At 72.2% G+C, this 19,176-nt stretch carries 22 protein-coding genes; 11 read left to right on the top strand and 11 right to left on the bottom strand.

Going from position 1 to position 19,176, the window contains the following annotated elements; genetic code table 11:
• The first annotated feature begins 115 nt into the window (after positions 1 to 115).
• Positions 116 to 442, top strand: coding sequence for an STAS domain-containing protein (locus tag ACQKM2_RS18640; protein WP_427710972.1), 327 nt, complete (start codon positions 116 to 118; stop codon positions 440 to 442).
• Here ACQKM2_RS18640 and ACQKM2_RS18645 read toward each other — a convergent pair.
• The 3 genes from ACQKM2_RS18645 to ACQKM2_RS18655 form a co-directional block, all read right to left on the bottom strand.
• Complete coding sequence (locus ACQKM2_RS18645) at positions 329 to 1,339, bottom strand: sigma-70 family RNA polymerase sigma factor (protein ID WP_427710974.1); 1,011 nt, start codon at positions 1,337 to 1,339, stop codon at positions 329 to 331. The genes ACQKM2_RS18640 and ACQKM2_RS18645 overlap by 114 nt on opposite strands.
• A gap of 82 nt (positions 1,340 to 1,421) precedes the next feature.
• A complete protein-coding gene (locus ACQKM2_RS18650; RefSeq protein WP_427710976.1) occupies positions 1,422 to 2,129 on the bottom strand; it encodes a L,D-transpeptidase family protein in 708 nt (235 codons plus the stop codon).
• Between the two features lie 175 nt (positions 2,130 to 2,304).
• Positions 2,305 to 3,594, bottom strand: coding sequence for an MFS transporter (locus ACQKM2_RS18655; RefSeq protein WP_427710978.1), 1,290 nt, complete (start codon positions 3,592 to 3,594; stop codon positions 2,305 to 2,307).
• Between the two features lie 98 nt (positions 3,595 to 3,692).
• On the opposite strand from ACQKM2_RS18655, the gene ACQKM2_RS18660 reads away from it, so the two are divergent.
• Positions 3,693 to 4,631: a LysR family transcriptional regulator gene (locus ACQKM2_RS18660; RefSeq protein ID WP_427710979.1), complete on the top strand. Its 939-nt coding sequence runs from the start codon at positions 3,693 to 3,695 to the stop codon at positions 4,629 to 4,631.
• Here the strand turns inward: ACQKM2_RS18660 and ACQKM2_RS18665 are convergent.
• The 3 genes from ACQKM2_RS18665 to ACQKM2_RS18675 all read right to left on the bottom strand — a co-directional run bounded on the left by ACQKM2_RS18665 (position 4,628) and on the right by ACQKM2_RS18675 (position 7,055).
• Positions 4,628 to 5,692, bottom strand: coding sequence for a LuxR C-terminal-related transcriptional regulator (locus tag ACQKM2_RS18665; RefSeq protein ID WP_427710981.1), 1,065 nt, complete (start codon positions 5,690 to 5,692; stop codon positions 4,628 to 4,630). The genes ACQKM2_RS18660 and ACQKM2_RS18665 overlap by 4 nt on opposite strands.
• Positions 5,693 to 5,893: 201 nt before the next feature.
• Positions 5,894 to 6,259, bottom strand: a complete 366-nt coding sequence (locus ACQKM2_RS18670) for a cupin domain-containing protein (RefSeq protein ID WP_427710983.1) — start codon at positions 6,257 to 6,259, stop codon at positions 5,894 to 5,896.
• Positions 6,260 to 6,335: 76 nt separating this feature from the next.
• A complete protein-coding gene (locus ACQKM2_RS18675; protein WP_427710985.1) occupies positions 6,336 to 7,055 on the bottom strand; it encodes an alpha/beta hydrolase in 720 nt (239 codons plus the stop codon).
• Between the two features lie 113 nt (positions 7,056 to 7,168).
• Between ACQKM2_RS18675 and ACQKM2_RS18680 the strand changes: the two genes are divergently transcribed.
• The 3 genes from ACQKM2_RS18680 (at position 7,169) to ACQKM2_RS18690 (ending at position 9,634) form a co-directional block, all read left to right on the top strand.
• Complete coding sequence (locus ACQKM2_RS18680; protein WP_427710986.1) at positions 7,169 to 8,317, top strand: adenosine deaminase; 1,149 nt, start codon at positions 7,169 to 7,171, stop codon at positions 8,315 to 8,317.
• A 139-nt stretch (positions 8,318 to 8,456) separates the two neighbouring features.
• Positions 8,457 to 8,726 carry a hypothetical protein gene (locus tag ACQKM2_RS18685; protein WP_427710988.1) on the top strand — a complete coding sequence of 90 codons (270 nt, stop codon included), beginning with the start codon at positions 8,457 to 8,459 and terminating at the stop codon, positions 8,724 to 8,726.
• Between the two features lie 128 nt (positions 8,727 to 8,854).
• A complete protein-coding gene (locus ACQKM2_RS18690) occupies positions 8,855 to 9,634 on the top strand; it encodes a hypothetical protein (RefSeq protein WP_427710990.1) in 780 nt (259 codons plus the stop codon).
• Positions 9,635 to 9,691: 57 nt separating this feature from the next.
• Here ACQKM2_RS18690 and ACQKM2_RS18695 read toward each other — a convergent pair whose 3' ends face one another.
• The 3 genes from ACQKM2_RS18695 to ACQKM2_RS18705 all read right to left on the bottom strand — a co-directional run bounded on the left by ACQKM2_RS18695 (position 9,692) and on the right by ACQKM2_RS18705 (position 11,273).
• On the bottom strand, positions 9,692 to 9,904 hold the full coding sequence (locus ACQKM2_RS18695) for a PspC domain-containing protein (RefSeq protein ID WP_427710992.1): 213 nt from the start codon (positions 9,902 to 9,904) through the stop codon (positions 9,692 to 9,694).
• 55 nt (positions 9,905 to 9,959) lie between these two features.
• The gene (locus ACQKM2_RS18700) at positions 9,960 to 10,535 is read right to left on the bottom strand and encodes a VanZ family protein (RefSeq protein WP_427710993.1); all 576 of its coding nucleotides are present in this window, start codon (positions 10,533 to 10,535) and stop codon (positions 9,960 to 9,962) included.
• Positions 10,536 to 10,643: 108 nt separating this feature from the next.
• Positions 10,644 to 11,273, bottom strand: a complete 630-nt coding sequence (locus tag ACQKM2_RS18705; protein WP_427710995.1) for a PH domain-containing protein — start codon at positions 11,271 to 11,273, stop codon at positions 10,644 to 10,646.
• Between the two features lie 137 nt (positions 11,274 to 11,410).
• Between ACQKM2_RS18705 and deoC the strand changes: the two genes are divergently transcribed.
• The 3 genes from deoC to ACQKM2_RS18720 are packed head-to-tail and all read left to right on the top strand — an operon-like array spanning position 11,411 to position 14,707.
• Complete coding sequence (gene deoC, locus ACQKM2_RS18710) at positions 11,411 to 12,373, top strand: deoxyribose-phosphate aldolase (RefSeq protein WP_427711180.1); 963 nt, start codon at positions 11,411 to 11,413, stop codon at positions 12,371 to 12,373.
• Between the two features lie 5 nt (positions 12,374 to 12,378).
• Positions 12,379 to 13,815 (top strand): aldehyde dehydrogenase family protein, encoded by a 1,437-nt coding sequence (locus ACQKM2_RS18715; RefSeq protein ID WP_427710997.1) that lies wholly within the window; start codon positions 12,379 to 12,381, stop codon positions 13,813 to 13,815.
• Positions 13,808 to 14,707 carry an aldehyde dehydrogenase family protein gene (locus ACQKM2_RS18720; protein WP_427710998.1) on the top strand — a complete coding sequence of 300 codons (900 nt, stop codon included), beginning with the start codon at positions 13,808 to 13,810 and terminating at the stop codon, positions 14,705 to 14,707. The genes ACQKM2_RS18715 and ACQKM2_RS18720 overlap by 8 nt, the downstream gene beginning before the upstream one ends.
• 70 nt (positions 14,708 to 14,777) lie before the next feature.
• Here the strand turns inward: ACQKM2_RS18720 and ACQKM2_RS18725 are convergent, their stop codons facing one another.
• Complete coding sequence (locus tag ACQKM2_RS18725; RefSeq protein ID WP_427711000.1) at positions 14,778 to 15,152, bottom strand: hypothetical protein; 375 nt, start codon at positions 15,150 to 15,152, stop codon at positions 14,778 to 14,780.
• On the opposite strand from ACQKM2_RS18725, the gene ACQKM2_RS18730 reads away from it, so the two are divergent.
• Positions 15,151 to 15,927 carry a uridine kinase family protein gene (locus ACQKM2_RS18730; RefSeq protein ID WP_427711001.1) on the top strand — a complete coding sequence of 259 codons (777 nt, stop codon included), beginning with the start codon at positions 15,151 to 15,153 and terminating at the stop codon, positions 15,925 to 15,927. The genes ACQKM2_RS18725 and ACQKM2_RS18730 overlap by 2 nt on opposite strands.
• A gap of 175 nt (positions 15,928 to 16,102) precedes the next feature.
• On the opposite strand, the gene ACQKM2_RS18735 is transcribed toward ACQKM2_RS18730, so the two are convergent.
• Positions 16,103 to 16,807: a SigE family RNA polymerase sigma factor gene (locus ACQKM2_RS18735; RefSeq protein WP_427711002.1), complete on the bottom strand. Its 705-nt coding sequence runs from the start codon at positions 16,805 to 16,807 to the stop codon at positions 16,103 to 16,105.
• Positions 16,808 to 17,010: 203 nt separating this feature from the next.
• On the opposite strand from ACQKM2_RS18735, the gene afsQ1 reads away from it, so the two are divergent.
• Both afsQ1 and ACQKM2_RS18745 read left to right on the top strand, forming a co-directional pair.
• Positions 17,011 to 17,688, top strand: a complete 678-nt coding sequence (gene afsQ1 / locus ACQKM2_RS18740; protein WP_007266078.1) for a two-component system response regulator AfsQ1 — start codon at positions 17,011 to 17,013, stop codon at positions 17,686 to 17,688.
• Positions 17,685 to 19,175 carry a sensor histidine kinase gene (locus ACQKM2_RS18745; RefSeq protein WP_050779698.1) on the top strand — a complete coding sequence of 497 codons (1,491 nt, stop codon included), beginning with the start codon at positions 17,685 to 17,687 and terminating at the stop codon, positions 19,173 to 19,175. The genes afsQ1 and ACQKM2_RS18745 overlap by 4 nt, the downstream gene beginning before the upstream one ends.
• Position 19,176: the final 1 nt, after the last annotated feature.

The following is a 19,176-nucleotide window of genomic DNA, read 5'->3' on the forward strand; positions in this document are numbered from 1 at the left end:
GTAGGGGACCCAGCCCCGCGCAGCGGCAGCCCGCCCCCCGGCAGCGCACCGCTCAGGCCCGCGCGGCAGCGCAGCGCCACCGATGAGTTCCGGGCCCCCGGCCGGTCATCCCCGCGTGGAGATCAGAATCCTGGCCCTGGAGGGGCCCGCCCCGGACATCCCCGCCCTCTGCGCCCGCGTCCGCGAGGCCTCCCGCGACGGCCCGGTGACCTGCGACGCCGGCGGCGTAACGGCCCCCACCCTCGCCACCGTCGACGCCCTCGCCCGCATGGCCCTGGCGGCCCGCCACCACGGCACCCCCTTCACCGTCACCGGCGCCACCCCGGCGCTACGCGCCCTGCTGCACCTCGTCGGCCTCGGAGAGCTCCTCCGGCAGCCCGAACAGCGGGAACCACCGCGCCGTGTCCAGGAAGGCGTTCAGCCCGACGATCCGCCCCTCTGACACCTCCAGCACCTGCAGAGCCCACGGCACGTGCCCGGGCAGGCCGTCCTCCCGAGGCCGGTACTGCCCGAAGGCCGGCAGCCCGTTCGCCGTGGTCGGAACCAGCCGCGAGCCCTTGCAGCCGATGCCCTGCTCCAGGTGCCACGCGGCGATGTCGGCCGGCCCCCGCAGCCACAGGTCGAACGGCGGCATCGAGAGCACCGCGTCCTCGTGCAGCAGCTCCGTGAGCCGCGAGATGTCGTACGCCTCGAAGGCCGACAGGTACTGCTCCAGCAGCTTCGACTGCTCCGCGTCCAGCGGATCCTTCGGCTCGCTCGGCCGCAGCGCCTGCCCCGACAGCGTCGCCCGCGCCCGCTGGAGCGCGCTGTTCACCGACGCCACCGAGGTCTCCAGCAGCTGCGCGACCTCGTCCGCCTTCCAGGCCAGCACCTCGCGCAGGATCAGCACGGCCCGCTGCTTCGCCGGCAGGTGCTGGAGGGCCGCAACGAAGGCCAGCCGGACGGATTCCTTCGCCAGCGCCAGCTCCGCCGGGTCGGCGGTCTGCGGCAGCACCCGCCCGTCCGGCACCGGCTCCAGCCAGGTCACCTCGGGCCGCTCGTTGAGCACGGCGGAGGCCTGGTGCTGCGGCGCGGACAGGTCCATCGGCCGGGCCCGCCTGTTCCCCGCCTTCAGCAGGTCCAGGCAGACGTTGGTGGCGATCCGGTACAGCCACGACCGCAGCGACGACCGCCCCTCGAACTTCTCGTGGGCCCGCCAGGCACGGACGTACGTGTCCTGCACCGCGTCCTCGGCGTCGAAGGACGAGCCGAGCATCCGGTAGCAGTAGCCGGTCAGCTCGACGCGGTAGCGGTCCATCGCCGCGTCGAGTTCCGGTGACGAGGTAGCAAGGTCGCTCATGGCCGCCGTCCCCCAGGTGGATTCCGTCCCTTCGGAAGCTACCTGAGGGGTCTGACAACGGCAGCCGGAGCGGGGGAAACCGTCAGGTTCCGGGCTTGCGCCCGTACACGAACACGTCCTCGCCGTTGGTCAGCATGTTCCAGTAGGCCTTCGCGTCCGTCGTCGTCATGTTCACGCAGCCGCCCGAACCCGGCGGGTTCCACATGCTCTTCGTGACCGAGTGGAAGGCGATGCCCCCGTCGAAGAACTGCGAGTAGGGCATGGAGACGTTGTAGATCGTCGACCAGTGGTTGATGGACCGGTAGTAGATCTTCTTCAGGCCCGTCCGCGTCGGCGTCTCCGCCTTGCCGGTGCGCACCGGCACCGGACCGTACTTCAGCGTCGCCCCGTCCTGGATCCAGCTGAGCTGCCGGGTCAGGTCGACGCACGCGATCCGCCCCAGGTTGACGGGGCACTTCCCCTCGGCGTTCGGGTTCTTGCCCGCCGCCCGCTGCGCCAGCATCGTGCTCATCGTCTGCCAGGTCAGCGGCCCCGCGTACCCCATGGTCGGGGTGATCCCGTGGGTGGCCTGGAACGACTGGATCGCCGTGCAGTCGGCCGCCGACTGCACCCCGTCCACCGGCCGCCCGAGGAACTGCTCGACCTGCCGCTGGTAGGGCCCGGTGGTCACGTTGCAGGCGGCGGCCTGAGCCGGACCGCCCCCCGCGACCACCAGGGGCGCCGCCAGCGCCAGAGCCCCGCCGAACACCACCGCAGCCCGCCGCCGCGCGCGCACGCCTATCGCCGCCATCCGGTCCTCCCCTGCCGCGCCCGCACCGTGGGGGCGCCAATGCCTCCCAAGCTAGAGCGAGTTGCGCACGGCGCACAGACCTTGAACGGAGTTGGCCGCCGCGGGTCCGCCGCGGGTCCGCCGCGAGTCCGCCGGGGTCCGCCGGCGGACCGGTTCCGGGGGATTCCGAGGGGGGTCAGCGGGCCGCCGCGGCGCGGGCGCCGGGGGCGAGCATCCGGCGCCGTTCGGCACGGGCCGCGTGCGACCCGTACAGGGTGATCGAGACGACGCCCAGCACCGCCAGCAGCGCGATCCCGACCGTGGCCGCCCATCCCGAGGCGTGGTACGCCAGCGCGCCCAGGGTGCCGCCCGCGCTGGAGCCGAGGTAGTACGCGGACTGGTACAGCGCCGAGGCCTGCGCCCGGCCCGTCTTCGCCGTCCGGCTCACCGCCGCCGACGCCACCGCGTGCCCCGCGAAGAACCCGGCCGTGATCAGCACCAGCCCGGGCAGGATCAGCCACAGCGAGTCGCCGAGCGACAGCAGCAGCCCCAGCGCGGTCGTGGTCACCGCCAGGTACAGGGCCCCGCGCCGGCCCGCACGGGCCACCAGCTGCCCGGCCGCCGCCGAGGAGACCGTGCCCACCAGGTAGATCAGGAAGATCGACCCGACGACGCCCTGGCCCAGCGAGAACGGAGCCTCCACCAGCCGGTATCCGATGACCGTGTACACGGCCCCGAACACGGTCATGAACAGCGCGCCGATGCCGTACAGCCGCAGCAGCAGCGGGTCCCGCAGGTGTCCGGCGACGGTACGCCCCACCGCGCGCGGGTTCAGCGACGCCGGCCGGAAGAACCGCGCCCGGGGCAGCAGCACCAGGAAGGCCACCGCGCAGGCCAGCGCCATCACGCCGACGGCCAGCAGCCCGCCGCGCCAGCCCCACAGCTGCGCACCCCAGCCGGTGACGATGCGGCCGCTCATGCCGCCGATGGAGTTGCCCGCGACGAACAGGCCGATCGCACCGACCAGCGCCCTCGGCTTGACCTCCTCGGCCAGGTAGGCCATCGCGGAGGCGGGGATGCCCGCGATCGCGGCGCCCTGCACCGCGCGCAGCGCCACCAGCCACTCCAGGTTCGGCGCGAACGGCACCAGCAGGCCGATGCCGACGGCGACCACCATCGACCAGGTCATCATCCGGGTCCGGCCGAACCGCTCGGACAGCGCGCTGAGCGGCAGGACGAACAGGGCGAGGGCGCCGGTGGCCGCGGAGACCGTCCAGCTGGCCTGGCCGGCCGTCACGCCGAATCCGGCGGAGACCGCGGGCAGCAGGGCCTGGGTGGAGTAGAGGAGGGCGAAGGTCGCGAGGCCCGCGGCGAAGAGCGCGAGGCTCATCCGGCGGTAGCCGGGGCGGCCGGGGGAGTGGGGCTCGGGGGACGACGGGGTGGAGGCACCCGTGATCACGGGCGCCCCGGTATGAGCGGGAGGCATACGTCGACCGTAGGCCCCCCTTTTTCATGCGTCCAATGCACAAACAGGGGATAATCAATCCACCCACGCATCACCCCAGCCCAGGGCCTCGGATATCAATGAACCGTTACGAAGAAGACATGGCTGTGACACAAGGCCTGGCCCCGCGCCTGGCCCAGTTCGTCGCGGTCGCCCGCCACGAGCACGTCACCCGCGCCGCCCACGAGCTGGGCGTGCCGCAGTCCAGCCTGTCCCGGGCGATGGTCCGACTCGAACAGGACCTGGGCGTCTCGCTGTTCGCCCGCAAGGGCCGCACCGTCGCCCTCACCACGGCGGGCCGCACCTTCCTCGCCTCCGCGGAGGAGGCCCTCGCGGGGATCGCCCGCGCCGCCGGTTCCGTCCAGCAGGACGCCGACCCGTCCTTCGGCAAGGTCGCGTTCGGCTTCCTGCACACCCTGGGCCCCGAGACGGTGCCCGCCCTGATCCGCGCCTTCCGCGCCGACCACCCCCGGGTCCGCTTCGCCCTGGTCCAGAACTACGGCGAGGCCATGCTGGAGAAGCTCCGCGCCGGGGAGCTGGACCTCTGCCTGACCTCGCCCGTCCCCGACGCCCCCGACCTGGTCGCCCGCCGCCTCGACGAGCAGCGGCTGCGGCTGGTGGTCCCGGACGACCACCGCCTCGCGGGCCGCAAGCGCATCCGCCTCGCCGAGGCCGCCGAGGAAACCTTCGTCACCCTGGAGCCCGGCTACGGCCTGCGCCGCATCACCGACAACCTGTGCGCGGAGGCCGGGTTCACCCCGAAGGTGGCCTTCGAGGGCGAGGAGGCGGAAACCCTGCGCGGCCTGGTCGCGGCGGGCCTGGGCGTGGCCCTCCTCCCGCCGCCGCTGGTCCCCCGCCCGGGAGTGGTCGAGCTGACGGTGACGGCACCGCGCGCGGCCCGCGAGATCGGCGTGGCCTGGCTGGACGGCCACCCGGACACCCCGCCGGTCGCGGCCTTCAAACGCTTCCTCCTCTCCCGCCGCGGCCGCCTCATCCCGGAACTGGAGCCGCCGGCCTAGGCCGGACCGTCGGCCCCCGGGTCTTCCTCCCGGCACTGGGACCTATGCGCCGCCGACAGCAAGTACCCGGCCTGGAAGCGGGATTTGGCTCCCACCGCGCGCATGATCTCGGCGATGTGGCGTTGGCAGGTGCGCTCCGACATGCCGAGGCGGCGGGCGATGACCTTGTCCTCCAGGCCGTCGGAGAGGAGGCGGACGATGGTCTGGCGGAGTTCGTCGGAGACCGCGCGGGCCGCGTCGGGGCCGACGCTCGTGGGGAAGGGCTGGGCGCCGAGCCAGGAGCGTTCGAAGGCGGCCGTCATGAAGTGGACGACGCTCGGTTCCCGGACGACCAGCGCCGCGCCCTGGCGGTCGGGTACCGCCATGAGGCCGGTGTGGGCGTCGAAGATGAGCATGCGCATGAGGCCGTCGCCGAGGGTGCGTACCTGGGCGCCGAGTGCCGTGACGCGTTCGACGTAGGCCGCCGTGGGGCGGGAGTAGCGGGCGGTGTGCTGGTAGATCGTGCGCATGCGGACGCCGCGGGCCAGCAGGGACTCGTCCCGGTCGACCGCCTCTTCCAGGGATTCCTGGGGCCGGCCGCCGCCGGGCTGGGAGGTCAGCAGTTCCCGTTCGCAGCCCGCGGCCAGTTCGGTGATCAGGCCGCGCACCGCTCCGAGGTCGGTGACCAGTTCCAGCCGTCCCGACCCGCTCAGGTCCCGGTGCGCGGCGCCCGCCTCGTACGCGGGGACCAGTGCCTCCAGCCGCCCGCGCAGCCGGTCCATTTCGTCGTGCGTCTCCCGTACGAGCAGCGCCAGCGGGGCCAGCGCGCGGGCCGCCGCCGCGCGGGGCGCGACCGCGCACCAGCGCTCGGGGCCGTCGCCGTCGGGGACCCGCTGGAGCAGGTGTCCGGCGGCCAGCTCGGTGACGGCCGCGGCGGCGCGGGCCCCGAGGGCGGTGGTGGCCTCGGCGACGGTGAAGGCGGGCCGGTCGACGGCGTACGCGTACAGGCGCCGGGCCGTGGGGCTGAGGTCTTCGGGGTCTTCGGAACCGGCGTCGCTGCCGGCATCGGCTGGGGCTGGCATATGCACATTCGTCCCTGCCTGTGCCCCTTCGTAAACCCCTCAGGTTCCCGCAAGGCGACAAGTCGACGCCTGAATGACGGCTTCCGGCATATGCCGAACAGGCACAGTGGACCCACGACGCGCGGCAGCGCCGGAACACCGGGGCCATCCGACCGAGAGGGGACGGAACGGCCGGTCCCGGCGGTCCGGCGCGGCCCGTGCTCAGGCCGGCTTCGCGTAGCCGCCGAAGCCCGTCCAGTCGACCACCACGCAGGGCTCGTCGCCGAGCACCCACGCGTCGTGCCCCGGGGCGATCTGCATGAAGTCCCCCGGCCCGTACTCGGCGCCCTCGCCGTCGTCCATCACGACCTGCATCCGGCCGCTGACCATGTACCCCGTGTGCGCGGACTGGCAGCTGTCCGTGCCTGCCAGCGGCTTGATGTGCTCCGACCACTTCCAGCCCGGCTCGAACACCGCGCGCCCGACCGGCCCGCCGTCCGTCTGGATCAGGTCCAGCCTGCCCTTGCCGTCGGCGAACGGCCGCGTCTCGTCCGCGCCGTCGAAGTTCCTGCGCACCATCCCGGCCATGGCGGACCGCCTCCCGGAGAGCACCCCGAGCCGACCCCGAGTCCATTCCTCACTCTACGCCCGCACCCGCTCCCGTTCAGCCCCGCAGGGAACGCCCGAAGCCCGAGGCCAGCGGCATCCGCAGGCCCAGCGGCGGCGGCGCCGCCAGCGCGTCCACGACCGGCCGCGAGTACCGGCCCGAGAGCATCGCGCCGAGTACGAAGTCCACCGCCAGCGCCACCACTTCCGAGCGGTGCTCCCGCAGCCCGTGGCCGTCCGAGTGCACCTCGAACCGGCAAGTAGAACGATTCGCCTTCTTCGCCCGGGCCGCCAGCCGGAAGGAGGACTCCGGGTCGCTGCGCGCGTCGTTCGTGCCGTGCACGATCAGCACCTGCCGCCCCGCGAGCTGTTTCACCGGTTCCGGGGAATCCGCTCCCGCGCCCTCCGTTAAGCAAGGGGCCATCGCCACCACCGAGTTGACGGCATCGTGCCCCGCCGCCAGCAGCGCCGCCCGGCCGCCCGCGCCGAAGCCGGCCAGGCACACCGGGACGTCCCCGTAGAGCCTGACCACCTCGTCCGCCGCCCACCCGGCGGCCTCCTCCCGGGGCCCGGCCCCGTGCGCCACCGGGTGCGCCACGAGCCCCTGCGCCCCGCCCGCCCGGGCCAGCGCCCGCGCGAGCGGGCGCAGCGGACCGGGGGCGAATCTGGACGCCCCGGGAAGCAGGAGCACCACACCACTGACCGTCGAGACCGAGCCGTTCGCGCCGGCCGCCCGCCCCAGGCGGGCCCCGCGCGCCGGCGGCGCATGCTGTGCCATGGCGGAACAGTCTCAGACTGACAGGTGTACGCCACCCGTCCGTACGGTCTCTGTTACATATCGACCCCCGTCGCCGACGCGCTGCTCTACGCGCGTAGGAGTAGAGTGCCGGGATGACGAGCGAGACCCCCAACCTGCCCACCCCGGACCAGATCCGCCGCTCCCCGAAGGTGCTGCTGCACGACCACCTCGACGGTGGACTGCGCCCCGGGACCATCATCGAGCTGGCGGCCGAGGTCGGCTACGACAAGCTGCCCGAGACCGACGCCGACAAGCTGGGCGTCTGGTTCCGCGACGCCGCCGACTCCGGCTCCCTCCCGCGCTACCTGGAGACGTTCGCGCACACCTGCGCCGTCATGCAGACGAAGGAGGCCCTCTTCCGGGTCGCCGCCGAGTGCGCCGAGGACCTGGCCGAGGACGGCGTCGTGTACGCCGAGATCCGCTACGCCCCCGAGCAGCACCTCGAAGCCGGCCTGTCCCTCGAAGAGGTCGTCGAGGCCGTGAACGACGGCTTCCGCGAGGGCGAGCGCCGCGCCAAGGCCAACGGCCACCGCATCCGCGTCGGCGCCCTGCTGACGGCCATGCGCCACGCGGCCCGCGCGCTGGAGATCGCCGAGCTGGCCAACCGCTACCGCGACAACGGCGTGGTCGGCTTCGACATCGCCGGCGCCGAGGCCGGGTTCCCTCCCACCCGCCACCTCGACGCCTTCGAGTACCTCAAGCGCGAGAACAACCACTTCACCATCCACGCGGGCGAGGCCTTCGGCCTCCCGTCGATCTGGCAGGCCCTGCAGTGGTGCGGCGCCGACCGCCTCGGCCACGGCGTGAAGATCATCGACGACATCGAGGTCGCCGAGGACGGTTCCGTGAAGCTGGGCCGCCTGGCCTCGTACGTCCGGGACAAGCGCATCCCCCTGGAGATGTGCCCGACCTCGAACCTGCAGACCGCCGCGGCCGCCTCGTACGCCGAACACCCGATCGGCCTGCTGCGCAAGCTGCACTTCCGGCTGACGGTCAACACCGACAACCGCCTGATGAGCGGCACCAGCATGAGCCGCGAGTTCGAGCACCTGGTCGACACCTTCGGCTACTCGCTCGACGACATGCAGTGGTTCACCGTCAATGCGATGAAGTCCGCGTTCATTCCTTTCGATGAACGACTCGCGATGATCAACGACGTGATCAAGCCGGGCTATGCGGAGCTGAAGTCCGAATGGCTGTTCCGGCAGACCGCTTCCACCAGCGGAACTGTCTCGGCCTAGGCCACGGGCTGACCCACGGAAAGCGTCCGGGAGATTCAACTCCCGGACGCTTTCTCGTATTTAAGGATGTTTGCGGGAGGGGGTTTGAAGTGGCTAGTTTGCGGAGCCGCTCAGTTCCCCGTCGCAAGGACGATTTTTCATGAAGCAGTCTGCTGCCAAGTCCCTCGGTGTCGCTGTGATTGGTGCCGCCCTCGCCGCGGGCGCCGCGGGCACCGCATCCGCCTCCGGCCTGCCCGCCGCCAGCCTGACGGACACCCTCGGCTCCCTGACCAGCGCGACCAGCTCCCTCACCGACCAGACGGGCAAGGCTGCGCAGGAGGGCGAGGCCACCGACGCGGCTCAGCCCGCCAACCAGCTCCTCGGCGGCCTGTCCACGGTGGCCGCCCCGCTGGGCGCCCTCGGCGGCTGACCGCAGCCCTCGAAATCGCACGCACGCGCACGCGGCGCACGCCCCTTCGAGGAGGTGTGCGCCGCGTCGCGCGGTGTGCCACGATCACCACCAACTGCCCGCCGACGCACGGGGTATGAGGTTCGGTCATGCGCATCACGGCACGGTTCACGGCGCCCGCGACGAGGTTCGCGCTGCTCCCCGCTCTGCTCCCCGCTCTGCTCCTCGGAGCGGTCGCCTGCGGCGGCGGTACGGACGGCTCCGCGCCCGGGAAGACCCCCGACCCCAAGGGCTCCGCGGCCGCCCGCCCCTCGGGCGCACCCGGCGCCCCGGCGGCCCCCGCCGCGCCCAAGGCCAAGGACGCGAGCCTGGAACGGGCCGCCCTCGTCCAGGGCGACATCGCCGGCTACCAGATCTCCGCGCAGGGCAAGAACCCGAACGCCCCCGACGGACAGCCGCAGGCCGACAGGAAGGCCTGCCAGCCGCTCGCCGACATCATGGGCGACAAGCCCGACCCGGCCGCCCACGAGACGGTCAACCGCGGCATCGGCTCCCAGAAGCAGGTGGGCCTCGCGGTCTCCGCCTCCGTCAGCTCCTACGCGGAGGCCGAGGCCAAGCGGGTCGTCGCCCGGCTCCGCGAGGCCGTCGCGGCCTGCGGTACGGGCTTCACCGCCACCGTCGAGAAGCAGACCGGCCGCTACCGGGACGTGAAGGCCGTCCCGTACAAGACGGCCGGCGACGAGACGGTCAGCTGGACCACCACCGCCACCGCCGAGGGCGTCTCGGCGCCGGTGCACCTGGTCGTCGTACGCCGGGGCGACCGGGTCGTGCGGCTGATGGCCCTGAACGTGGCCGCCGCGGACCAGAAGGCGCTGGTCCCGCAGGAGATCGCCGACAAGCAGCTGGAGAAGGTCAAGAAGGCGGGCTGAGTCCGGACGGAGCCCCGCCGGAGCCCCGCCGGAGCGCCACTGGGGAGCTCTGGGGAATTACCAGGCGGTCTGCGCCGAGCCCGCGCCGGGCTTCTCGTTCGGGAGCAGCAGCCACAGCGCCAGGTAGATGAGGAACTGCGGTCCGGGCAGCAGGCACGAGGCCACGAAGATGATCCGCATCGTGCGGGCCTTGATACCGAAACGCCGTGCGAGCCCGGCGCAGACGCCGCCGATCATCCGTCCGTCACGGGGGCGGGTAATCGCGCTCATTTTCTTCTCCTTCGTATGGGGATCGCGCTCCGGGACCTTTCCCTTCCGCGATGCCTCAATACTCGCGCGGTACCGCCGAGAGGACCTCGGTCCAGGGTCCGATGCCGACCCTGGGAATTCTCGGGGTGGGCCCCTGAGAAGCGTGCGTGCGGCGCAGCCGCCTGCGCAGCACCGGGACGACGGCCAGGTGGACGATCACCACTCCGGCGGTGTTCAGCAGCAGCGCGTCCACGTCCAGCACCCGGCCGGGGACGGCGGTCTGGAGCATCTCGATGCCGAGCGAGATGAGTACGGCCGCGGCCGCCGTCCGGACCAGCGAGGACCAGGCCGCCAGCGGCCCCGCCGCCAGCCGGCCCCCGGCCAGCGGCAGCAGCACCCCCAGCGGGGCCAGCAGCGCCAGCCCCTCGCCGATCCGCCGCGCGGCCTCCAGCGGGCCGTAGGCGAGGTCCGCCCGGATGCCCTCCAGCGGGGTCAGGTTCGCGGCCGCCGCCCAGGGAACGTCCAGGGGGCTCAGCGTCAGCCATCCGACGAGCAGCAGATGCGCGGCCAGCAGGCCCCCGCTCAGGAGCCGGGACCGGACCGGGAGCTTTGTGGCGGTGGCGGCGCTGCCGCTGCCCTCATGACGGTGCACACCTCCGAGGACGCGCCCCCCGGTGGCACCGGTTCCGGCACCCGTGTCCGTTACGCAGTGGTTACGGCAGCTCAGCGGATGCCCCGATCATCGGACGGCCGGAACCGGTCAGCCCGTGGCCAGCAGTACGGCCAGCAGGACCGCGCCCACCACCGCCGGCGCGATGATCTCGTACGCCCACCGCACGCGGACCGAGCCCTGCGCGCCCGGCCGGCCGGCCCCGCGCTCGGCGAGCTCGCGCAGCTCGTCCACGGCCCGGTCGGCGGCGGCCCGCGGCACCGCGGCCGGCTCGGCCCCGGCGTCCTCGGCCGCCATGCCCTTGCCGCGCAGCGCCTCCCGGCGGCTGTACTGCCGGCCGGCCTTCTTGCGCTCCCGCAGCGACACGGGCACGGACCACAGCTGGTACTTCGACCCCTCCGCCAGCACCTCCGCCGAGTACCCGGCGCGCACCGCGTCCACGGCGGCCCAGGGCAGCTCGATGTTCCGGAAGGGGTTGCGGATCCGCATCCGGTCGTCGTTGGCGAAGACGGCCGGGCGGATCGTGAACGCCACGATCAGCGGGACGGCGAACAGCGCCACCGCGATGCCGGTCCACCGGGCGCTCCCCCCGCCCCGGACGATGGCGTCCCCGCACAGCCAGGCGACGAGCGCGAGCAGCAGCACCCCGGAGACGACGGCCATGGGGGAGCGGTAGACGCGGTCGGCGTAGACCGGCTCGTGGGGGGAGGGCGTAGTCATGCGGCCGATTCTGCCCCATGGCCTGCCGGGAGGTACGGGCGAGCGGGGCGGAAAGCTCCGATGACGGATCTCACGCCCATATGTGCACCGAGGGGGGTGACAGGCGCTACGCGCGTAGATATGCTCATCTGGTGACCATGCCCACCACCCTCACCGCATTCGCTGACGTGACGACGTCCGACAGCGCGCTGCGCCGCTTCCTGCACGGGCTGCCCGGCGTAGACGCAGTCGGCCTGGAGGCCCGCGCGGCCTCGCTCGGCACCCGCTCGATCAAGACGACGGCCAAGGCGTACGCCATCGACCTGGCCATCTCGATGATCGACCTGACCACGCTTGAGGGTGCGGACACCCCGGGCAAGGTCCGGGCGCTCTCCGCCAAGGCCGTCAACCCCGACCCGACCGACCGGACGACGCCCATGACCGCCGCGGTCTGCGTCTACCCCGACATGGTGGCCACCGCCAAGGCCGCGCTGAACGGCGCCGACGTCAAGGTCGCCTCCGTCGCCACCGCCTTCCCCGCGGGCCGCGCCGCCCTGCCGGTCAAGCTGGCCGACACCCGGGACGCCGTCGCCGCAGGCGCCGACGAGATCGACATGGTCATCGACCGTGGCGCCTTCCTCGCCGGCCGCTACCTGGAGACGTACGAGCTGATCAAGGCCGTGAAGGAGGCGTGCGTCCGCCCCGACGGCACCGCCGCCCGCCTCAAGGTCATCTTCGAGACCGGCGAGCTGTCGACGTACGACAACATCCGCCGCGCCTCCTGGATCGGCATGATCGCCGGCGCCGACTTCATCAAGACCTCCACCGGCAAGGTCGGCGTCAACGCCACCCCCGCCAACACCCTGCTCATGCTCGAAGCCGTACGCGACTTCAAGGCGCAGACTGGAATCCAGATCGGCGTGAAGCCGGCCGGCGGCATCCGCACCACCAAGGACGCCATCAAGTTCCTGGTCCTGGTCAACGAGACCGCGGGCGAGGACTGGCTGACCAACGAGTGGTTCCGCTTCGGCGCCTCCAGCCTGCTGAACGACCTGCTCATGCAGCGCCAGAAGCTGAGCACCGGGCGTTACTCCGGTCCCGACTACGTGACGGTGGACTGATCACCATGGCATCCCTCTTCGAGTACGCACCGGCCCCCGAGTCCCGCTCGGTCGTCGACATCGCCCCCTCCTACGGGCTCTTCATCGACGGCGAGTTCACCGACGCCGCCGACGGCAAGGTCTTCAAGACCGTCAGCCCCTCCAGCGAGGAGGTGCTGGCCGAGGTCGCCCAGGCCGGCGCCGCCGACGTCGACCGCGCCGTCAAGGCCGCCCGCCGCGCCTTCGAGAAGTGGTCCGCGCTCCCCGGCTCCGAGCGCGCCAAGTACCTCTTCCGCATCGCCCGGATCATCCAGGAGCGCAGCCGCGAGCTCGCCGTCCTGGAGACCCTGGACAACGGCAAGCCGATCAAGGAGACCCGCGACGCGGACCTCCCCCTGGTCGCCGCGCACTTCTTCTACTACGCGGGCTGGGCCGACAAGCTCGACCACGCCGGCTACGGCGCCGACCCGCGCCCGCTCGGCGTGGCCGGCCAGGTCATCCCGTGGAACTTCCCGCTGCTGATGCTCGCGTGGAAGATCGCCCCGGCGCTCGCCACCGGCAACACCGTCGTCCTCAAGCCGGCCGAGACCACCCCGCTCTCGGCGCTGTTCTTCGCGGACATCTGCCGCCAGGCCGGCCTGCCCAAGGGCGTCGTCAACATCATCCCCGGCTACGGGGACGCGGGCGCCGAACTCGTCGCCCACCCCGACGTCAACAAGGTCGCCTTCACCGGCTCCACCGCGGTCGGCAAGGCCATCGCCCGCCAGATCGCCGGCACCGACAAGAAGGTCACCCTGGAGCTGGGCGGCAAGGGCGCCAACATCGTCTTCGACGACGCCCCCATCGACCAGGCCGTCGAGGGCATCGTCAACGGCATCTTCTTCAACCAGGGCCAGGTCTGCTGCGCGGGCTCCCGCCTCCTGGTCCAGGAGTCGATCCACGACGAGCTCCTCGACTCCCTCAAGCGCCGCCTCTCCACGCTGCGCCTGGGCGACCCGCTCGACAAGAACACCGACATCGGCGCGATCAACTCCGCCGAGCAGCTCGCCCGCATCACCGCCCTCGCCGAGACCGGCGAGGCCGAAGGCGCCGAGCGCTGGTCCCCGGCCTGCGAGCTGCCGTCCGCCGGCTACTGGTTCGCCCCGACGCTCTTCACGAACGTCACCCAGGCGCACACCGTCGCCCGCGACGAGATCTTCGGCCCGGTCCTGTCCGTGCTGACGTTCCGCACCCCCGACGAGGCCGTCGCCAAGGCCAACAACAGCCAGTACGGCCTGTCCGCCGGCATCTGGACGGAGAAGGGCTCCCGCATCCTCGCGGTCGCCAACAAGCTCCGCGCGGGTGTGGTGTGGGCCAACACGTTCAACAAGTTCGACCCGACCTCGCCCTTCGGCGGCTACAAGGAGTCGGGCTTCGGCCGCGAGGGCGGCCGCCACGGCCTGGAGGGCTACCTCGATGTCTGAGTCTTCTGCGAACCGCCTGAACGTCTTCAAGACCTACAAGCTGTACGTCGGGGGCAAGTTCCCCCGCTCCGAGAGCGGCCGGGTGTACGAGGTGAGCGACTCCAAGGGCAACTGGCTGGCCAACGCTCCGCTGTCCTCCCGCAAGGACGCCCGTGACGCGGTCGTCGCGGCCCGCAAGGCCTTCGGCGGCTGGGCCGGCGCCACCGCCTACAACCGCGGCCAGATCCTCTACCGCATCGCCGAGATGCTGGAGGGCCGCCGCGAGCAGTTCGTCCGCGAGGTCGGCGAGGCCGAGGGCCTGTCCAAGTCGAAGGCCGCCGCGGTCGTCGACGCGGCCATCGACCGCTGGGTCTGGTACGCGGGCTGGACCGACAAGATCGGCCAGGTCGTCGGCGGGGCCAACCCCGTCGCGGGCCCGTTCTTCAACCTCTCCACCCCGGAGCCGACCGGCGTCGTCACCGTCGTCGCCCCGCAGGCGTCGTCGTTCCTCGGCCTCGTCTCGGTGATCGCCCCGGTCATCGCGACGGGCAACACGGCCGTCGTCATCGCCAGCGAGAAGGCCCCGCTCCCCGCCCTCTCCCTGGGCGAGGTACTGGCCACCTCCGACCTGCCCGGCGGCGTCGTCAACATCCTCTCCGGCAAGGCCGCCGAGATGGGCCCCCACCTGGCGGCCCACCAGGACGTCAACGCCATCGACCTGGCGGGCGCCGACGCGGCCCTCGCCAAGGAGCTGGAGATCGCCGCGGCGGACAACCTCAAGCGCGTCCTGCGTCCACAGCCTGTGGACGACTGGACCGCCGACCCCGGCACCCACCGCATGACGGCCTTCCTGGAGACCAAGACCGTCTGGCACCCCACGGGCTCCCTGGGCTCGGGCGGCTCCTCCTACTAGAACCGCCCCGTGAGACCGGCCCTGGCAGCAAACCCCCGTGCTGCCAGGGCCTTCACGCATCCCGGGCCCGCTACCCCTTCGGGAGCACCGGCCCCAGCAGCGAGCCGACCGCCGCCGTCGGCAGCTCCTTCACCGACGGCCCCTGCGTCAGGATCCCCGTCACCATCGTCGTGCCGACCGCCGGGAAGTCCGCGACCTTCGTCGCCACTCCGTTGTCCAGCGGGTCCACCCCGGTCTTGGCCAGCGGGTTCACCTTCAGGTCCCCCAGCGGGTTGGCGATCCCGGCCACCGCCGCGTTGAGGTCGGTCTCGGCCGCCTGGAGGTTGGTCTGCGAGGCCTGGGCCCCACCTGCCGCCATCGCCAGGGCCGCCCCGGCCATGGACAGGCTCAGGCCGGCGGCGCGGAGCCGGTGCGGAGAGGGGTCGGATGCTGCGTGACGTGCCATGGTTCCCGCCTGTGGTCGTAGTCGCGTGCGCACACAGAGTAGTGGAGGCGGTGTCCCCGATTCCAACCCGCCGTGTGAGACCGGTCGCAGGGCCTGTCGGCAGTGTGTTGATACGCCGGGTAATGCCTCACACTGGTCTCCCGTGAGCTGTTCATCTCCCCTTCCCACACGCGTCGTGCTGCTGACCGGTCCCTCGGGTTCCGGCAAGTCCTCGCTCGCGGCCCGGTCGGGCCTCCCCGTACTGCGCCTGGACGACTTCTACAAAGAGGCGACGGACCCCACCCTCCCCCTGGTCGAAGGCAGCTCCGACATCGACTGGGACTCCCCGCTCTCCTGGGACGCCGACACCGCCGTCGCCGCCATCGCGGAACTCTGCGCCGCCGGCCGCACCGAGGTCCCCGTCTACTCCATCGCCTCGTCCTCCCGGACCGGCACCGAGACCCTCGACATCGACCGCACCCCGCTGTTCATCGCCGAGGGCATCTTCGCCGCCGACATCGCGGCCCGCTGCCAGGAACTGGGACTCCTCGCCGACGCCATCTGCCTGCGCGGCCGCCCCTCCACGACCTTCCGCCGCCGCTTCCTGCGCGACCTGCGCGAAGGCCGCAAGTCCGTGCCCTTCCTGCTGCGCCGCGGCTACCGCCTCATGCGCGCCGAACGCGGCATCGTCGCCCGCCACGTCGCCCTCGGCGCCCACGCCTGCGCCCGCGACGAAGCCCTCGGCCGGCTCGCGGCCGCGGCCGCCGGCCGCCACCGCACCCCCACCACCCTCTGACGGGCCCGCACACCGGCCCGCGCACCATCCCCGCGCACCGGCCCCGAGCCGACCCGGACACAGTGAAAAGGCGGGATCACGCGGACCCCCGGCCGCTTGATCCCGCCTCTTCTCCCCCTGCGGCCCCCGTCCCACCCCCGTAGGACGGGCCCCCTGGCCCCATGGTCTTTCCCGGTTACGCGACGAGCTCCCCGAAGGACTCCGCCTCGTCACGCCCGAAGCTCAGCACCTCGTCCTCCCGCAGCCGGCGCAGCGAGCGCCAGATGCTCGACTTCACGGTGCCCACGCTGATGCCCAGGATCTCCGCGATCTCCGGGTCCGTACGGCCCTCGTAGTAGCGCAGCACCAGCATCGTCCGCTGCGGCTCCGGAATCCGGGCCAGCGCCTGCCACAGCACCGCGCGCAGCTCCGTACCCCGCATCGCGTCCGTGTCCGACGCCGTCTCCGGCAGCTCCTCCGTCGGGTACTCGTTCAGCTTCCGCCGACGCCAGGCGCTGATGTGCAGGTTCGTCATCGTGCGGCGCAGGTACCCGCCCACCGCCGCCTTGTCACTGATCCGGTCCCAGGCGCGGTACGTGGAGAACAGCGCGCTCTGCAACAGGTCCTCGGCCTCGTGGCGGTCGCCGGTGAGGTGGAAGGCCGTCGCGTACAGCGCCGCCCGCCGCTCCTGCACGTACGCCGTGAACTCCGCCTCCGAGGAGGAGGACGGGGCCGGCGCGCTGCGCTGCGCGGGAACCGCCTGGTACTGCTTCGCGTCAATGGCTGTGACGTGTGCCGGCCGCTGACGGGCGACCGTCACCGTACGGACACCCGCCCGGCGGTTCACATCGTGCAGCCGCGTGACAACCGCGCTGGTCGTGGTGCTGTGCAGCGTGTTCATCTCGCGCCCCCCGTCGTGGAGTCTGCTTCGGTCCGTCGTGTCGATGAGAAAAGACTGCCCGGCCGGTATAACCAGGGTGTCCGCCGACTGTCACAGGCCTGTCACAGCCATCCGTGCGCCAGACAGTGGCGCGAATGCGCCCCCCGCGATTGCCACCGTCCGGACGGTCGAAGTGCGGACGGCCGATGGGACAGAATGAGCCCGTGCCTTTCCTGTTGCTGATCGAGGACGACGACGCCATCCGCACGGCCCTCGAACTCTCCCTGACTCGCCAGGGCCACCGAGTGGCCACCGCGGCGACGGGCGAGGACGGCCTGAAACTGCTGCGCGAGCAGCGGCCGGACCTGATCGTGCTCGACGTCATGCTGCCCGGGATCGACGGCTTCGAGGTGTGCCGGAGGATCCGCCGCACCGACCAGCTGCCGATCATCCTGCTCACCGCGCGCAGCGACGACATCGATGTCGTCGTCGGCCTGGAGTCCGGAGCCGACGACTACGTCGTCAAGCCCGTCCAGGGACGCGTGCTCGACGCGCGCATCCGTGCCGTACTGCGCCGCGGCGAACGCGAGGCGAGCGACTCCGCCACGTTCGGGACCCTGGTCATCGACCGGGCCGCCATGACCGTGACGAAGAACGGCGAGGACCTCCAGCTGACGCCCACCGAGCTGAGGCTGCTGCTGGAACTCAGCCGCCGGCCCGGGCAGGCCCTCTCCCGCCAGCAGCTGCTGCGGCTGGTGTGGGAGCACGACTACCTCGGCGACTCGCGGCTCGTCGACGCCTGCGTCCAGCGGCTGCGCGCCAAGGTCGAGGAAGTGCCCTCCTCACCCACGCTGATCCGTACCGTCCGGGGTGTCGGCTACAGGCTGGACTCCCCGCAGTGACCAAGGCCCTGTTCGCGGGCCGGCGCTGGACCAGCCTGCGGCTGCGCCTGCTCGTCGTGTTCGCCCTCGTCGCGCTCGTCGCCGCGGTCTCCGCGTCCGGCATCGCGTACTGGCTCAACCGCGAAGCCGTGCTCACCCGCACCCAGGACGCGGCCCTCGGCGACTTCCGCCAGGAGATGCAGAACCGGGCCGCGGCACTGCCCGCCGACCCGACGCCCGAGGAGATACAGCGCACCGCCGAACTCATGGCGGGCAGCAGCCCCGGGTACAGCGTGCTCCTCGTCCACGAACGCAAGGACGGCCGCAAGGTCATCGGCGCGGCGGGCGCGGTCCCCTTCGGGCTGAACGACGTACCGAAGTCCCTCCAGTACGCCGTCAACGACCGGCAGAAGACCACCGCCGCCAACGACGCCGAGTACCACATGTACTGGCAGCGGACGAAGCCCCAGGGCAACCCGTACCTCGTCGGCGGCACCCGCATCGTCGGCGGCGGCCCCACCGGCTACATGTACAAGTCCCTCGCCACCGAACGGGACGACCTCAACGCGCTCGGCTGGTCCCTGACCATCGCGACGGGCCTGGCCCTGCTCGGATCCGCACTGCTCGCGCAGGGCGCGGCACGCACCGTCCTCAAGCCCGTACAGCGCCTCGGCGACGCGGCCCGCCGCCTCGGCGAGGGCGAGCTCGACCACCGCCTCGACGTGTCGGGGACGGACGAACTGGCCGACCTGTCACGGACCTTCAACCGCACGGCGGAGGCGCTGGAGAAGAAGGTCGCCGACATGAGCGCCCGCGAGGAGGCCAGCCGGCGCTTCGTGGCCGACATGAGCCACGAGCTGCGCACCCCGCTGACGGCACTGACGGCGGTCGCCGAGGTGCTGGAGGAGGAGGTCGAGGACCTCGACCCGATGATCGCCCCGGCCGTCGGCCTCGTCGTCAGCGAGACGCGGCGGCTCAACGACCTCGTGGAGAACCTGATGGAGGTCACCCGCTTCGACGCGGGAACCGCCCGGCTCGTCCTCGACGACGTCAACGTCGCCGACCAGGTCACGGCCTGCATCGACGCCCGCGCCTGGCTCGACGCCGTCGAACTCGACGCCGGCCGCGGGATCGTGGCGCGCCTCGACCCGCGCCGCCTCGACGTCATCCTCGCCAACCTCATCGGCAACGCCCTCAAGCACGGCGGCTCGCCGGTGCGGGTGTCGGTGTGCGTGGAGGGGGAGTGGCTGGTCATCGCGGTCAGGGACAACGGCCCGGGCATCCCCGAGGAAGTGCTGCCGCACGTCTTCGACCGCTTCTACAAGGCGAGCGCGTCCCGGCCCAAGTCGGACGGCAGCGGGCTCGGCCTGTCGATCGCGATGGAGAACGCCCACATCCACGGCGGTGACATCACCGCCGCGAACGGGCCGGAAGGCGGAGCCGTGTTCACACTGCGGCTCCCGATGGACGTGGGGGCGGTGATCGCCGGTGGCGGCGTGGAAGCGTAGG

It is taken from the genome of Streptomyces sp. NPDC004126 (assembly GCF_050275515.1).
In the GTDB taxonomy this organism is placed as follows: Bacteria; Actinomycetota; Actinomycetes; order Streptomycetales; family Streptomycetaceae; genus Streptomyces.